We start from the raw sequence: 15,674 nt of genomic DNA, 5'->3' as shown, positions 1-15,674 counted from the left end.
TAACATGGAGCGGATCGTTCTGGCGCATGGCGGGGGCGGCGAGATGACCGCGCGCCTCGTTCGGGAGCGAATCGCGCCGATGCTCAGTAATCCGATTCTGGATCGCTTTGAGGACAGCGCGATTGTGCCGTGGCGGGGCGGTGACGTGATCTTCACGACGGATTCGTTCGTGGTGTCGCCGCTGGAGTTTCCGGGTGGCGACATCGGACGCATCGCGGTGGCGGGAACGGTCAACGATCTGGCCGTCATGGGCGCTCGACCCATCGCGCTAAGCCTGGGAATGATCATCGAAGAAGGACTGCCGATCGCCGTGTTGGATCGAATCATCGCGTCGATCGCAGCGACTGCGGCGGAAGCGGGAGTTCGAATCGTGACGGGCGATACGAAGGTTCTCGAACGGCGGTCCGGCGATGGAATGTATATCAACACCTCCGGCCTCGGAGAATTGACGCCGGAGCGGCCGAAACTGGCGGCGGATCAGGTCTGCCCGGGCGACGCGGTGATCGTGAACGGTCCGATTGCCGAGCACGGACTGGCGATCATGTCGCTTCGCGCCGGCATGGAATTCGATTCACACATGCGAAGCGATGCCGCGCCCCTGAATCGATTGATCGGGCGTGTATTGGAATGTGGTGCGACGGTCCGATTCATGCGCGACGCCACGCGCGGTGGACTTGCCGGAGTCCTGGCCGATGTGAGTGAGGCATCCGGCGCAAGCATTATCGTGGACGAATCGGATATTCCGATTACGCCGACGGCGCAGCGCGCGGCGGATCTGCTTGGGCTGGATCCTCTGACAATCGCGAATGAGGGAAAAGTCGTCTGCTTTGTCCCAATGGAGGAAGCGGCGCTTGTGGTCTCAGCGATGAGAATGTGGCCTGAAGGAAGACACGCCGCGGTCATTGGACGCGTAACGGATGAACATCCTGCACTCGTGGAGTTAATTACACGCTCTGGCGGACGACGTATCGTTCAGCGGCCGTATGGCGAGGAGTTGCCCCGAATCTGTTGATCGCAGTTGCGCGATGTGAGGGCACGGCCTGATCTCTGGAGGACCTACACGATGAAGACACGCGCGATCGTCCTGCTGATCGATCATGATCAAGGCGTTCATCAGATGATGCGGGCGGCACTATCATCAGAGCACATTCTGGTTGAAGCGGTCGAGTCCGTATCGCAGGGGCGTAAGATTCTGCGAGAACTGGTCCCGAATATGCTGATATTGGAGATCGGTACCGGCGGCGCCACAGAGGGTCTGCATCTGCTATACGATCTTCGGCGCGACGAGATCTTCCGGAAAATGCCGGTTATTGTCTCCACGGACGTACACGTCAAGACCGACATCGACTTGGCACGGGAGTTAGGGACCGATTATCTGCCCGCCCAGCAATTCATTGCAAAGCCGATCGAACCGGCACATCTGCGACAGATTGTCCTGCAAACACTGGAATCGAACTCGTTTGGCGGCCGCTGGATGCGTTCGGTGGAGTGATTCAGGGTCCGGTTCTTGGCACCGCAACCGCGTAGTATTACGCACTCCGCCGTTTATTGCGCAGAAGCCAAAGTCACGCGGACGTAACGACTGCGCGGTTCATCGGTCGGGCGCCCTCATCCGTTAATGAGCCTGGCCAACTGGTGCGCCGCTTGCACGAGTTTAGAAGTGACGCCCACGTCGTGAGTTTTCGGCGATGGGTCCGATGAGGGTCGAACGATGTTGGATCGAATCATCACTCATGCGGAGGTGCTCAGGATCGTCGCCGATCTGGCCCCTGAACATCGAATCGTCGGGCCGGTTCTGCGTGGTGGTCAGTACTTCTATGAGATACTGACCGACTTATCCGGGCTCGACTTGACGTTCTCCTACTGCGTCTATGGCCCGCGAGCGTTTCTGTTTCCGCCGACAGAGACGCTGTTTCAGTTCAGCAGGCAGAATGGTCGATTCGAGTCCACTCTTTCGATTGAGCGGGTTCCGACGGCCTTTGTGGGGGTGCATCCCTGCGATATTAATGCGATTCGCCTGTTGGACCGCGTCTTTTCGAAGGATCATCGCGATGAGCATTACTTGTCCCGCCGGGAGTGTGCGTTCATTATCGGCGTCGATTGCGCAAAGGAATGCACGGTGGGTGTGTTCTGCGCGGACATGCACGGCAATGTCGCGAAAGACGGCTTTGATCTGATGCTCTTTCCGCTGGAGCAGGGCAGCGGGCCGAATGACATGCGGTACGGCTTGGTCTTCGGTTCCAAGCGTGGGGAGGTGCGGCTTCAGAAGGGATCGATCGGCGCGATACCCAAGGCTGCCGACGAGCGCGCGATGGAGGAGTACCAGCGTCGCAAAGAAGCGGCTTTTCCGCACCGGCTCAAGACCCGTCTGGAAGAACTGCCGTCGCTGCTGAATCGCTCTTACGACTCACTGCTATGGGAGGCGACGGCGCGGAGGTGCTACTCCTGCGGGAGTTGCAATATGGCGTGCCCGACCTGCTACTGCTTCAACATCTTCGATGAAACCGACATGACCCTGACGCGCGGCGAACGCAAGCGAGAATGGGACGGCTGCCAACTGGAGAAGTTTGCGGAGGTTGCCGGACCACACAATTTTCGTCCCAAGGCTGCGTCCCGGCTGCGACATCGAATTTTTCGAAAAGCCAAGTGGGTGAAGGACCAGTCGGGGATTGCAGGGTGTGTTGGCTGTGCGCGCTGCGACCGGGCATGCACCGCGAAGATTAATTCGGTGGAGATCTACAACCAGCTCGCGGAGGAAATCTAATATGTCTGCGACTATCTCTGCCGGCGCGATTCAGGAACCCGGCCTCTATGTCCCCGAGCCCGGCATGATCACTAAAATTCGTCGGCTGACCGAATATGAGCGGCTGTTTGATATCGAAATGCCCGGGGGCCGGCCGCTGGGTCATGCGCCGGGGCAGTTCGTTCAGGTCTCCGTCTTCGGTTTTGGAGAGTGTCCCATCTCGATCTGCTCCTCACCGACGCGGCCGCAGGTCTTTCAGATGTGCATCCGACGGGTGGGCATGGTGACGGAGGCGATCCATCGAATGAGCGTCGGCGATGTGCTTGGCATTCGCGGGCCGCTGGGACACGGATTCAACGTGGACGAACTGCACGGTAAGGACATCCTCATTGTCGCAGGCGGCCTGGGCCTGGCGCCGGTGCGATCACTGATCCAGTACGTCCTCGATGAGCGCGATCGTTTCGGAGAATTCTATGTGCTCTACGGCGCGCGACAGCCGGCCGATCTGCTTTTTGCAGATGATCTGACACATTGGCGGCTCGATCCGCGATTGCACTTCGAAGTGACCGTTGACCGTCCTGATGAACAATGGCGCGGAAAGACGGGCGTCGTGACGACGCTGTTCCGTGGTCTGCCCCGGCTCGATCCGTCGACCACGAAGGCGGTCATCGTGGGGCCGCCGGTCATGTTCAAGTTTGTTGTGCTGGAAGTCCTCGCCCGCGGCATTCCGCAATCGAGCATTTACTGTTCGCTGGAGCGCCGCATGAAGTGCGGAATCGGAAAGTGTGGAAACTGTCAGGCGAATGATGTGTATGTGTGCCTCGATGGTCCGGTGTTCAAATATGGACGACTCAAGGCCATGCGCGAAGCGGTGGAATGATAATTAATTCGGCGGCGCGGACGGCAGCGTCCACCGTCAAGCCGATCGGCAACCGGGAATCAATCGATGAAGCCTAAAATCGCCATCTTCAGTCTAACGAGCTGCGAAGGCTGTTCGCTCGCGATTCTGGAACTCGAGGATCACCTTCTTGATATCCTCGGCGCCGTCGAGATCGTGAATTTCCGCGAAGGAATGACCGATCGCGACTGGGACATCGACATCGCCTTTGTTGATGGGGCAGTCTCAACGCCGCAGGACGCCAAGGAGATTCAGCACATTCGTGAGAAAAGCAGGGTGCTCGTCGCGATCGGGGCCTGTGCATGCCTGGGTGGCGTCAATACTCTGAAGAATTACCAGTCAGAAAGCGATTATCGGCGATGCGTCTACGGCGACATGGCGAATTACTTTCCGACCACAAGAGCCAAGCCGTTGTCAGCGATCGTGAAAGTCGATTACGAGTTGCCCGGTTGTCCAATGGTCAAGGAGGAGTTCCTTGAATTCGTTAAGTGCATGCTGATGGGAAAAGTGTTTCGCTTGCCCGATTCTCCGGTATGCGTCGAGTGCAAGAAGCGAGGAAACCCTTGCCTCTACGATCAGGGAATCTTCTGTCTGGGGCCGGTCACGCGGGGCGGGTGTTCTGCAATCTGCCCCACTTTCGGCTCGAAGTGCGAAGGGTGTCGCGGTTTGATCAGCAGGGAGGGGCTCGCAGCCGCGGGAGTGAACATACGCGAGACCTACAACGCTTCCGTCAAGGATGTGATGGACGATCTTCGTCTGTACGGCGCTTATCAGGAAGGCGATCTGCCATGAGAAACGTCACCATCGATGTGAAGCATGTCACCCGCGTGGAGGGGCACGGCAACATTGCGATCAATGTGTCGAACGGCGAGATTACCCGGCTCGAACTGGCCATCGTCGAGAGTCCGCGGTTCTTTGAGTCCTTCCTGCGCGGGCGGCAATGGTACGAAGCCCCGCACATCACTTGCCGAATCTGCGGCATCTGTTCAGTTGGTCACACAACGGCCAGCGTTCATGCGATGGAGATGGCCTGCGGCATCAAGGTATCCGAGCAGGCCGACATGCTGCGCAAGCTTGCACTGTATGGTGAGGAACTGCAAAGCCATTTTCTCCACCTGTATTTTCTTGCAGTGCCCGACTTTCTCGGCGTCGGCTCGGTGGTGCCGCTTGCAACGACCCATCCGGATGTGGTGAAGCGGGCTCTGCGCATGAAGAAGCTGGCCAACGATCTGTGCGGTGTGATCGGAGGTCGGCACATTCACCCGATCGCGCTGCAGGTCGGCGGGGTTTCGCACGTGCCCAGGCCGGAGGAACTTCGCGATATCAAATCGCGCCTGGAGGATTCGCGATCCGACATGCGTGAAATGGTTGATTTGTTCAAGTCCCTTTCGGTGCCGCAGTTCAATCGCGACACGGAATATGTTTCGCTCAGAGTCGTCGGAAACGGTGAGTATGCCTTCTACGAGGGGGACATCGTGTCGACGCTGGACCCCAACCCGACCCCGGTCTCGGCCTATCGCGATCGAGTCATCGAACACGTGGTTCCGCATTCGGCGGCAAAACACTGTCGATCACCAAACGCTGAAACGTATGCGGTCGGGGCGCTGGCACGCTTCAACAACAACCATGATCAGCTTCACCCCGTCGCGGCGGCGATCGCCAGGGAACTGGGACTGGAACCGATTTGCACCAACCCCTACCACAACAACACCGCGCAACTCGTGGAGTCCGTCCATTGCATCGAATCGGCCATCGAGTTGATCGATCGCCTCTTGACCACAGGCCTTAGGCCGGAAACGCTCGTCAAACCAACCCGATTCGGACTGGGCGCCGGCGCGAGCGAGGTGCCGCGCGGTGTTCTGTTTCATGAGTATGGCGTCGATTCATCCGGCCGCATCGAGAGCTCGAATCTGGTGATCCCGACGGGACAGAATCTCGCCAATATCGAGGCCGACATGCGGGCGCTCGTGCCGCAATTGCTGGATCGCGACCTCGGTCGCGAGGAAATCACGCTGCAACTCGAGATGCTCGTGCGTGCGTACGATCCGTGCATTTCGTGCGCGACACATCTACTCGATGTCGAATGGGTGGACGAATGACGGCGGAGACCCGGAAATCCGTGACAATCATCGGCTGTGGGCGATGGTTTCGAGGTGACGATCAGGTTGGATTGATCACCGCGGAGCGAGTGGCCGCCCGGCGGATTCCGGATGTTGTAGTTCGGACAACCGAATCGCCGGGCACCGATATTGCCGCTGAGTTGGAGCAGACGGACTTACTGATTGTCATTGACTCGGCGCGGAGCGACGAAACACACCCGCCCGGGACATGGCAGTGCATCGACTATCTGGCCGCGCCCGAGCGCGTCCGTGCACGGTGCGCGACGTCGACGCACTCGCTCAGCGTGGATGTCGGGTTGAAATTCGTGGTCAATGCACCAAGACGCGCCGACGCGGTCTGGGTTTATGCGATTGCCGTGGGCGATGTCCGGCATGCTGAATCGCTGACTTCGGAAGTGGATCAGGCTTCCCATGAGGTTGCAAGCGCCATCGTGGAAGCAGTGCGGGCACTGAGCGGTAGACCCATCGCAACGGAGGCTTGAGCGATGCATGAGTTTGCGGTCGCGAGAATGATCGTCGAGCAGGTGCAGAAGGCGGCAGAAGAGGTCGGCGCCAGTCGGGTAACCTCCGTACTGGTTCGAGTCGGTGTGTTGCGGCAGATAGAAGCCTCCCTTCTTGCAGAGGCCTTCACGCTCTGCGCCGAAGGGACCTGTTGTTCCGCCTCGAATCTGGAAGTTGAAATCTCGCATGTTCATACGAAGTGTAAATCGTGTGATTCGTCTTTCGAAGTGCTAGAATGGGTCTGGAGCTGCCCTCGCTGCGGAGCGGAAGGGGTGTACGGCGTCGGCGGAGACGAGTTGCAGATTGTCTCAATTGACGCGGAGATACCAGATGAAGTTCAGTGTGCTGCGAAATGTGTTTGAGAAAAATGAAAATGCGGCGAAAGAAAATCGCGCGCTGTTCGACGCAAATAACGTGTGCTGCGTCAACTTGCTCGGCGGAGCCGGCTCAGGAAAAACGTCGGTCCTCGAAAGCTTGATTCCGATCCTCACGGATTCGAAGCGAATCGCCGTGCTGGAGGGCGATCTGGCGACCACTCGCGATGCCGAACGCATTGCAGCACTCGGCGTGCCGGTGGTCCAGCTTCTCACCGAAGGCGGTTGTCACCTTAACGCCACACTGGTCAGCCACGCGCTAAAGGAACTTCCACTCGCCGAGATTGATCTACTCATCATCGAAAACGTCGGCAATCCGATTTGCCCGGCGAATTTCGACCTCGGAGAGCATTTCCGTGTTGCCGTGCTCAGTGTGACCGAGGGGGATGACAAGCCTTCGAAGTATCCGCTTCTCTTCAAGGATGTTGCGATAGTGGCGGTCACCAAGTGCGACCTGCTGCCGTTTGTCCGGTTCAATCTGGCGGTCGTTCGCGAAGATATCGACCGAATCAATCCATCGGTTCCCATCATCGGAACAGCCGTCCCTCAAAATGACGAGCCGGACGGATTTCTCCGCCTTGCGGAGATCATCCTGTCAAGAATTTCAGGTTCCGCGGCGACGCTCCTTCCGCTGCCGCAATCCGATCGGGATTCGCGAATCATCGAGCGCACGGCGCAGCCCTGAGCGGCCGTCATCTCCGTTCTGGATTCAATCGTCAGTTTCCGATCAGCGCTGCGGCAAAAAGCGCGATGTCGACGCCGTTGACCAACAGGTCTTCGTTCATGTCCGCCGCTGCGATATTACAGCATGGGAACTGCGCGTTGTAGGCGTTGGCATTCAGAACGGCAGTCACAAAAGGTTCGATGTCGTTCAAATCAATCGTCTCGGAGCAGTTCATGTCGCCGGGCGCCGGAACAGTCGGCCCCAGAGAGCCGTTGGCTTTGACATTTTGAATGAAGATATCCCGCGCATCAAAGCGGGAATCGCCCCAAGTGAGCAGCAGATCGCAACCGTTCTGCGCCGCGTCGAGCCGGGATTTGCCGCTTTCGACTGAGCAGGCCTCGATCGCGGTCCCCGCCCAGAGCGGGCTGCCGTCGGAATCCAGGCGTGCCGCGATAACGACACCTGTCGTCACGCTGCGTGCATCAAAGGCGGAAGCAATCGCGCCCCCCGCATAGGACACGACGCGCGCAAAGGAGCTCTGATTTGTGCTCATCGGCAACAGTTCCACTCCACCGTCACCCCAGAGGCGCGTGCCGGTCTCGTCAAACTTTTGCGCAGACAACCCCCACATCGATTGCGTTGTGTTCGATTGGGTCCAGACGGCCACCGTCTCGCCAGTCGTCCGATCGTAGTCCGCCCATGCCGAGATTCGATACACGCCGGCCGTGGTGTTGACCACGCTGCCCGGGGCCGGGAATAGAGAATTCCCGTCGGCGTCGAGATGCTGGACATACGCGTTTCGTGATCCGCCGGTTTCATACCACGAAGTCACCGTGCCCCCGCTTCCGTCGGCCACCATCGTCGGGAAGTTTGCGGTTTGCAGCGATGTTGTATTGAATACAATCACAGGCGAACCGGAGTTCCAGCTGGGCGAACCGTCGCTGGCAAGTTTCTGAGCGTAGAGGTGTTTGTTGCTTGTCACGCAGTTTGTTCCGCTGCATCGAACCCACAGCAGGATCACGCTGCCGTCGCTTCCGTCGCAGATGTCACTCAGGTTGAACGGCCGGCTCGCTTCCGACAGGGAAACCGGGGGTGACCATTGCTCGACACCTCCGGAATTCAGACGCTGGACGACTACCGAGGCCGGGCTGGTCGCGCCCGTCCAGCCGATGGCATAGGTTCCGTCGCTGAGCACCACGCACTTCGGAGCGTTGCCGTTTGCGCTGGAGGTAAGTGTTACGCCGTTCGCACCCCAGAGTAGCGTGCCGTCCGATGACACAAGATTGGCTCCGATTTGGGTTCCTCCGAATCGGTCATCGCGATACGTAATGAGGGCGTTGCCGTCCGCATCGACCGCCAACCCGTAATCCTGCGTGCTGGAAAAATTTCGATCAGCAATCAGAATGCCATTGTGTTGCCACTGCTCCACGCCATTTTTGTCAATACGCTGCAGGTAGACGTCGTATCCACCGGAACGATTGTCAAACCAGCTGATATAGGCGCCGCCATCAGCCGTCGAACGGATCTTTGATTGAGTCTGTTCCCCGGGTGAATCTGCAATCGCCAGGTTCACCGATGGATCCGCGGACCATTGTGCAAGACACGGAGCCGCGGAAAGTAACAGAGCGACGAGGCCAAGTGCCATGCCCCCGCGCGAATGTCCGGCGGCGGTAGGCGGGACGCTGCGTCGTGTGCAGTTGTGTGGCCACAGTTGGTTTGCAGCGGAAAACGAGCGCGCGAGAAATGCACTGTTCAATTGTATTCTCCAGGGTTGAACGGAGGCTCGCCGTTCAAGCATATAGCATACGGAAACAGAACCCCTCGACACAAGACACCCCATTGTTTGAGGGAGAGGGGAATTCTCCCTTATCCGTGCGCAAATTTCGGCGCCCGCTGGTCGGGTCGATCGATCCGCAATGGCGGCCGCGGGGAAGCAGACGGGGATCGAGTGGCCGCAAGGAGGCTTCCGACGCCCGTGGAGCTTCGGAGTCCGTTCCGGAGAATGAGTTCAGTGAATGTGTTCGCGATCATCTGGAGACGGGTCATTGGTGCGGACTTTCGTCCCGCCGCGAATCCACTTGGGAAAATCCTCATGCTCCGTATTGACCGGCTCGACATGAATTGCCGTTCGGGCTGCCGGCCATTTTCGGGAAATGGCATCTTCAATTTCATGGCTTAGTTCGTGAGAGTCGCTGACAGTGGTGTCGGGAAGAACGACAAGGTGCATCTCGATATGCCGCTCGACGCCGGCTCGCCTCGTGCGAAGCCCGTGAATCTCGACGAAGCGAGATTCGAACTCTTTCAAGACGTCGGCAAGTTCGTTAATTTCGGAGTCCGGCAGCGCTTCATCCATAAATTGCTTGAAAACCTCGCGAAAAATCTGCAGCGCGATTAATGCCAGGCAAACCGCCACAGCCACGGCGAGGATGGAATCCACAATCGGCTTACGACCCCAGGCTCCAAACAGCAGGCCCACGGCAAGGCCTCCGGTGATGTAGATGTGGGTCCGAAGATGCAGTGATTCGGCCAGTACGGCCGGCGACCGCGTCTCACGAGCGACGCGCATCAGATAAATGGACAAGCCGTAATAGAAAATCGAGGTGGCCGCCATCACGCCGGCGACGTAATAGGGAATCTCAGGTGGCGCCTCCCCGCGAATCAGACGCCCCACGGAATCGTACGCAATCGCAACTCCGGCCATGATTACGAAGGAGCCTTCGATAGCCGCGCCGAGCGCTTCGAATTTGCCATGCCCGTATGGGTGGGTTCGGTCCGCAGGGCGTGCCGCGAGGATGACCGCGATCAGCACAATGACCGAGTCGAGACCATCAAGAAATGTGTGGATGCCCTCCGCGACAAGCGACTTCAGGCCCAGCAACCAACCCATGCTGAATTCCACGACGCAAACCAGAAGGCTGGCGGCAATGCAGACCTTCACGGCCCGCAATCGGCGGTTTGTCTCCAACTGTTCGGCTGATTGATTCATGAAAAAGCTTGTTACAACCGGTCTGCCTGGGGCTGCTGTTGCAAAAGTGTCGGACTCCGTCGCTCGCGAGAACAGTCGGCATTATACTTTTGAATCCGGCGGTGACGGCATGTGAATGGACATGCCCTCTCCGTCGCCGCTAGAACATGGCTGAGCCGATCGCGACCGTCGTCATTCCAAATTATAACGGCATGCGGTTTCTGCCGCGCCTTATCGATTCTCTCAATTCACAGTCCGAATCCCGGTTCAAAGTTACCATAGTTGACGATGGCTCTAGCGATGAGAGCGTGGAGTATCTCCGTCAAACGCATGGCCGGATCCATCTGATTGTAAATGAACGCAATCTGGGGTTTACCGGGTCGTGTAATGCTGGAATGCGCGCGGCCCGCTCTCCCTTCGTGGTCTTGCTCAATAATGACACACACGTCGATTCAGACTGGATGGCGCAAGGACTGCAAGCCTTTGATTCGGCGGATGTCGCGTCGGTTGCTTCGCTCGTCGTGATGGCGGATCCGCCGCATCTGATCGACACTGCCGGCGATGTCTATTCAGTTGCAGGCGGGGCGGTGAAGCGAAACCATCTCATGCCGCGCGAGACGGCCGGTGGCTTGAGTCGCGATTGCTTCTCGGCCAGTGGTGCATCGGCGTTTTTTCGACGCGACTGCGTCGAGCGCGTCGGCCTCCTTGATGAAGCGTTTGAAAGTTATTATGAGGATGTCGATCTCGGCTTTCGTCTCGCCCATGCGGGATATCGATGCCGATTCGCGCCGCGCTCCATTTGCTATCACCATTTGAGTTCTTCGTACAGCCCGACCGGTTGGCGATATCATTTCAACAGCGCACGCAATGCCGAAATCGTCTGGCAGGCGGATTTGCCTCAGACGCTTCAGCATCGACACCGCCACGCCCGGCGGCTCTTTCTCATGCTGCAGGGCGCAAACAAGCTGCGACAGGGATGCTTTCGAGCATGGTATGCGGGACGACGGGCGGCCAAATCGTCGTCCTCATGGATCGCAGCCAAGCGGCTTCAGAGCAATGCCGATGACCCGGCACGAATTGCCTTGATCGAGTCGCGGCTCACCAAAAATTGGTGGGGGCTCCATGTCTTTTCGCGTTTCACTAAGAATGCGCTGGTCGGGGGCACGACGGAATGATCAGCGTGCTCACCGTCAACTATTGCTCCGCACAGGAGTTGCGCGGTCTGGCGGCATCGCTGCGACGACACGCCGGCGGATTGCCGATTGAACTCATTGTCACGAACAACTCACCGGAACAGCCCGTCGAGCCCGCGGGCGACCTGAGAAGCGATCAGCAACTGACGGTTGAGATTCTGGAATCCGAGAACGTTGGCTTTGGTTCCGGAATCAACCTGGCGTACCGTAAATCGCGAGGCGATATCATTTTCATCGCGAATCCCGATGTCCGAGTCGCCGAAAACACGCTGACACGCGCCGAGTCTTTTCTTCGCACGAATGACGATGTCGGCGTGTTGATGCCGCGGCTTCGATATCCTGATGGCGAAATTCAGCCTTCGATCCGCAGGTTCTACACCTGGCCGGTCGTGCTGTATGCACGCTCGCCGTTACGCGGCATCGGCCCGCCGCCGCGATTCTTTCGCGAGTATCTGATGGAATTCGCCGACCGCGATCGACAGCAGGATGTTGATTGGGGCCTGGGTGCCGCCATGTTTCTGCGGCGAGCGGAGATTGAGCGACTGACCGCGAATTCAAACGCGCCCGGCCGCGGTCCATTTGATGAGCGATTCTTCCTGTACTTCGAGGATGTCGATTTATGTTGCCGAGTATGGCAAAAAGGTCGGCGAGTTGTCTATCTGCCCGAGATCGAGTGCGTTCACGATCATCGGCGCTCCAGCCGGCGACCGCTCTCCAGAGCCGGTTGGCATCACTTCAAGAGTCTGATTCAGTTCGTCGCGAAGTACCACGGGCTGCCAAATTGCCGGCGCTGAACCAAACCAGCCACATCCGGCCAGTGCCCGATCGAAGTGGTCCATCAGCTTGCAACCGCTGAGGCCTGCTCGAGATGGGACACAAGCTGCTTGCAGATCAGACTGAACACCTTGCTGTTCAGCACGTCGACGCCCAGAAGCTGGGCCATGCGTTCAATCTCCTCCTCAATGCCGTCGAGCGCGCGAATGAGCACCGCCACATCAAGGTCCACGCGATCCATCGCTGTTTTGCAGGATTCGACGGCCGAAGTGGAGTTGCTCGCCTGCGACAGTACCTTGGCGATGGTACTCGACCCGTTGATGATTCGAGCGAGAACAGCGCCCGTGCAGTCGGCCGGGATGTCGGCCGGTGAGGCATGATGATACTTGACCGCCTGCACAAGCGTCTGCGGCAGGTTCCATTGTTCGAGCACCATCGCGGTGACTTCGCCGTGCGTCACCCCCATTAGATTGTACTCGCCCTGTATCCAGTCCTCGGATTCATGCGGCTGATACTTCGCCGCGATGGGTCCGTACTGCTTCGGAAGAGAACGTGCCAAAACAATGACACCCACGTCCGCGAGCAGGCCGCCCATGAACGCCTCATCGCGGAATTGTGGCGCCAGCGCGTCGGCAAACTTGGCCGTGAGGATTGCCGTCGTCAGGGACAGCCGCCAGTAATAATTGATATCGATCTTGTCCGAGGGGATTTCCTCGGTCTTCTGAACGAGATATCGCACCAGCACCAGTTCTCGGATGCGCTTCACGCCGAGCAGCGAGATCGCCTGCTTCAGCGAGCTGACTTGGCGCGTCACGCCAAACAGCGGCGAATTCGCCAGACGCAGCACGCTGGCCGCGATTCCGGGATCCGTCGTAAGCAGATCCACCAGCTTGTTGTAGTCGCAGTTCGGGTCCTGCGTCATCTCGTAGCAGCGCGTCGCGATAATCGGAATCGACGGCAACGAGGCCGATCGCTTGATCGATTCAAGAGTCTCCGAGTGCATCATGGCTGTTCGCTCCAGGACGCCGTCACGGTTTCGACGGCCACATCTGTTATCGTCGAACGATGGGCAGCGCTTTACGTCCATTTTCGGGCCTGCGACGTCGCCGCTCGAGGCGAGAATCGTCGAATCGCTCGATGTGAACCGCGGTCACGTGTCTGCGGGTAAAAACGCATGAGGCCGCCCTCCAGCGGCCTCGACGCGTTCTGCATGCATGATGTGCCGACTGACCGATGCCCTGGATTGCGGTGGGGACCGTTCCAGCTTCGTACTTCGGTCGGCGTCGTACTCCGTACGAGCTTCCGCGAGTGTGCGGGCCGCTCCGCGGCGAACCAGATATCGACGCGCGGCATCGAAGAGTTCAGCTCAATCCGGACCATTCAATAAAATCGCGGAAAAAATTCCCATTATCCGAAAGCGCTCCGCTCCGCTGTCACTCCCGATGCCACCGACTGTCGGCTCCAAGCCGCTCATTCGGACGAAAATCGGCCTTGTAGGCCATTCGCTGACACTCCGCGACATGGTATCCGCCGTACCAGTACGGCAGCCCGCGCCGGCGGCATTCTTCAATCTCCATGATCACCGAAAACACGCCAAGGCTGCGGCGGGAATGGTTCGGATCGAAGTAGAAGTAAACGGAAGACAGGCAGGAAGGGGTGACATCAAGAATGCCGACACCGACCAGGTCGCCATCGATATGGTAAGTCATTTCAATCGTGTCGATGGGGGACCGGTAGAGAAATCGCTCGAACGACTCACGATCATCGCTCATCGTTCCATCGTGCTGTTCCGCGAGGTACGAGCGGTACATGTCCCACTTCTCGTCTGATGCCTGAGGCCGCGTGATCGAAATCCGAACGTCACGATTCTTGCGGACCGATCGGCGCTGCGATCGGGTGGCCTTGAAGTCATTCACCGGCACCCGAATCGGCACGCACTCGACGCACCCGTCGCAGCGCGGTCGATAGGCGACGTCGCCGCTTCGACGAAACCCGAGGTCCATCAGATTCTGGTAAACACTCGAACCGAGTCCATCGAGGTACACAAACTCGTTGGTCGCAGCGCGGCCAGGAAGGTAAGCGCACGGCTGAGCCTCTCCCACGTAAAGGTGCAGGCGAATCCCGTGCGTCGCGTCCGCCGAGTCATTCGAGTCGTTGTATGGCTTGTCCATGGGCGATGGGAATTCTCGTCGGATGGCATTCGAGGAATCAATCCCAGCATGGGAGCCGGATCGGGATTTTCGTCCAAGTTCTTCGACACAGTACCATTCTGTCGATATTGTTGATAAACGGAGTCCGGATTATTCTGCCTGCTCCTCGCCGTGCGAATCCGCCGCAGGTTAACGTCGATCGTCTCGGAAGATTCGGTCCAGCGGCAGCAATCCGACCGGAATCAAAGCGGTGAACGAAATTTCGTGCAAATCCATTTTCTAATGGCATGCGAGTAACTATCATGTAGAGGTGCGGGCAATCTGGAGGAGTCTGTGAAACCTGTTGTCTCTCCGAAAGATCTGGCTTATGCCATTGGCGTGAGCGAGTCTTCGATCAAACGGTGGGTTGATGATGGACTCATCGTCGCCACAAAAACCAGCGGGGGACATCGGCGAATCGCGATCGACGAGGTTCTGCGTTTCATTCGTCAAAGCCAGACCCCGATTGTTCATCCCGACGTTCTGGGATTGCCCCCCGAAGCCAGCAGCTCGGCCCAGGATGTGCCAGTCGAAAAAACCGACGAAAACCTCTTACAGGCCCTGCTGACCGGCGACGCGCCGCGCGCTCGAGGGCTGCTGCTTTCGCTTTATCTGCGCGGTCACTCCGTCGCATCAATCTGTGACGGGCCGCTGTCCGCCGCCATGTCGAAGATCGGTGAGTTGTGGAAGCATCGAAACGGAGACGGGATCTTCCTGGAGCATCGTGCTTCGGATATTTGCATTCAGGCACTCTCAAGAATCCGATCGATGTTCGAGCCGCCGGCTGACGGTGCCGTAGCGATTGGCGGCGCACCGCCAGGCGATTCCCATCTGCTCTCATCACTGGCAACATCGGTCGTACTCGCGTCAGATGGTTTTCGAGCGATAAACCTGGGTCCCGATACGCCCATCCATTCCTTTCTGACGGCCGTTGAGACCCACAAACCGACATTTGTCTGGGTCAGCATCAGTATCGCGCAGAATCCGAGGACGCTCAGTTCGCAAATGGCTCAACTGGCAAGTGAACTGCAATCGTTGGGCGTGCATCTGGCATTGGGGGGCGTTGCGGCCGGTGAGGTTAAGATATCGCCGGATCGAGGTGTCTTTGTCGGCCGATCCATGATGGAACTCGTTGCATTCGCGACCGGACTGAACCTCTCAGGTGGCATTCACTGAGGGACAGAATGCCGACGTTTCATTAGCGTCCGATGTCGAGTCTGGAATGGACAATTCGCGTCGAGCGAAGTCCGCTG

General features: G+C 58.4%; 16 protein-coding genes. 12 read left to right on the top strand and 4 right to left on the bottom strand.

Features of this window, described 5'->3' with window-relative positions; genetic code table 11:
- Positions 1-4 precede the first annotated feature (4 nt).
- The 9 genes from hypE (at position 5) to hypB (ending at position 7,321) form a co-directional block, all read left to right on the top strand.
- Positions 5-1,012 (top strand): hydrogenase expression/formation protein HypE, encoded by a 1,008-nt coding sequence (hypE, locus tag KF841_12295; GenBank protein MBX3396134.1) that lies wholly within the window; start codon positions 5-7, stop codon positions 1,010-1,012.
- 51 nt (positions 1,013-1,063) lie between these two features.
- Positions 1,064-1,492: a response regulator gene (locus KF841_12290; GenBank protein ID MBX3396133.1), complete on the top strand. Its 429-nt coding sequence runs from the start codon at positions 1,064-1,066 to the stop codon at positions 1,490-1,492.
- 219 nt (positions 1,493-1,711) lie between these two features.
- Positions 1,712-2,764: a 4Fe-4S dicluster domain-containing protein gene (locus tag KF841_12285; GenBank protein MBX3396132.1), complete on the top strand. Its 1,053-nt coding sequence runs from the start codon at positions 1,712-1,714 to the stop codon at positions 2,762-2,764.
- Between the two features lies 1 nt (position 2,765).
- Positions 2,766-3,623, top strand: coding sequence for an FAD/NAD(P)-binding protein (locus tag KF841_12280; GenBank protein MBX3396131.1), 858 nt, complete (start codon positions 2,766-2,768; stop codon positions 3,621-3,623).
- Positions 3,624-3,689: 66 nt separating this feature from the next.
- Complete coding sequence (locus tag KF841_12275; GenBank protein ID MBX3396130.1) at positions 3,690-4,433, top strand: NADH:ubiquinone oxidoreductase; 744 nt, start codon at positions 3,690-3,692, stop codon at positions 4,431-4,433.
- Positions 4,430-5,740 carry a Ni/Fe hydrogenase subunit alpha gene (locus KF841_12270; GenBank protein MBX3396129.1) on the top strand — a complete coding sequence of 437 codons (1,311 nt, stop codon included), beginning with the start codon at positions 4,430-4,432 and terminating at the stop codon, positions 5,738-5,740. The genes KF841_12275 and KF841_12270 overlap by 4 nt, the downstream gene beginning before the upstream one ends.
- Positions 5,725-6,243, top strand: coding sequence for a hydrogenase maturation protease (locus tag KF841_12265; GenBank protein MBX3396128.1), 519 nt, complete (start codon positions 5,725-5,727; stop codon positions 6,241-6,243). Before KF841_12270 ends, KF841_12265 begins: the two co-directional genes overlap by 16 nt.
- Before the next feature lie 3 nt (positions 6,244-6,246).
- Entirely contained in the window at positions 6,247-6,624 is a 378-nt protein-coding gene (locus KF841_12260) for a hydrogenase maturation nickel metallochaperone HypA (protein MBX3396127.1), read from the top strand.
- Entirely contained in the window at positions 6,593-7,321 is a 729-nt protein-coding gene (hypB, locus tag KF841_12255; protein MBX3396126.1) for a hydrogenase nickel incorporation protein HypB, read from the top strand. The genes KF841_12260 and hypB overlap by 32 nt, the downstream gene beginning before the upstream one ends.
- A 31-nt stretch (positions 7,322-7,352) precedes the next feature.
- Here the strand turns inward: hypB and KF841_12250 are convergent, their stop codons facing one another.
- Complete coding sequence (locus tag KF841_12250) at positions 7,353-8,873, bottom strand: hypothetical protein (protein ID MBX3396125.1); 1,521 nt, start codon at positions 8,871-8,873, stop codon at positions 7,353-7,355.
- Between the two features lie 435 nt (positions 8,874-9,308).
- Complete coding sequence (locus KF841_12245) at positions 9,309-10,286, bottom strand: cation transporter (GenBank protein MBX3396124.1); 978 nt, start codon at positions 10,284-10,286, stop codon at positions 9,309-9,311.
- Between the two features lie 146 nt (positions 10,287-10,432).
- Between KF841_12245 and KF841_12240 the strand changes: the two genes are divergently transcribed.
- On the top strand, positions 10,433-11,440 hold the full coding sequence (locus KF841_12240) for a glycosyltransferase family 2 protein (protein ID MBX3396123.1): 1,008 nt from the start codon (positions 10,433-10,435) through the stop codon (positions 11,438-11,440).
- Positions 11,441-11,445: 5 nt separating this feature from the next.
- Positions 11,446-12,252, top strand: a complete 807-nt coding sequence (locus KF841_12235; protein MBX3396122.1) for a glycosyltransferase — start codon at positions 11,446-11,448, stop codon at positions 12,250-12,252.
- 44 nt (positions 12,253-12,296) lie between these two features.
- Here KF841_12235 and KF841_12230 read toward each other — a convergent pair whose 3' ends face one another.
- Positions 12,297-13,238, bottom strand: coding sequence for an HDOD domain-containing protein (locus KF841_12230; protein ID MBX3396121.1), 942 nt, complete (start codon positions 13,236-13,238; stop codon positions 12,297-12,299).
- 427 nt (positions 13,239-13,665) lie between these two features.
- The gene (locus tag KF841_12225) at positions 13,666-14,403 is read right to left on the bottom strand and encodes an arginyltransferase (GenBank protein ID MBX3396120.1); all 738 of its coding nucleotides are present in this window, start codon (positions 14,401-14,403) and stop codon (positions 13,666-13,668) included.
- Positions 14,404-14,715: 312 nt separating this feature from the next.
- Between KF841_12225 and KF841_12220 the strand changes: the two genes are divergently transcribed.
- The gene (locus KF841_12220; GenBank protein MBX3396119.1) at positions 14,716-15,597 is read left to right on the top strand and encodes a helix-turn-helix domain-containing protein; all 882 of its coding nucleotides are present in this window, start codon (positions 14,716-14,718) and stop codon (positions 15,595-15,597) included.
- Positions 15,598-15,674 lie beyond the last annotated feature (77 nt).

This window comes from Phycisphaerae bacterium, from assembly GCA_019636475.1.
GTDB lineage: Bacteria > Planctomycetota > Phycisphaerae > UBA1845 > UTPLA1 > JADJRI01.
The sequence above is the reverse complement of the archived record's forward strand: the minus strand, read 5'-3'. Positions and strand labels throughout refer to the sequence as shown.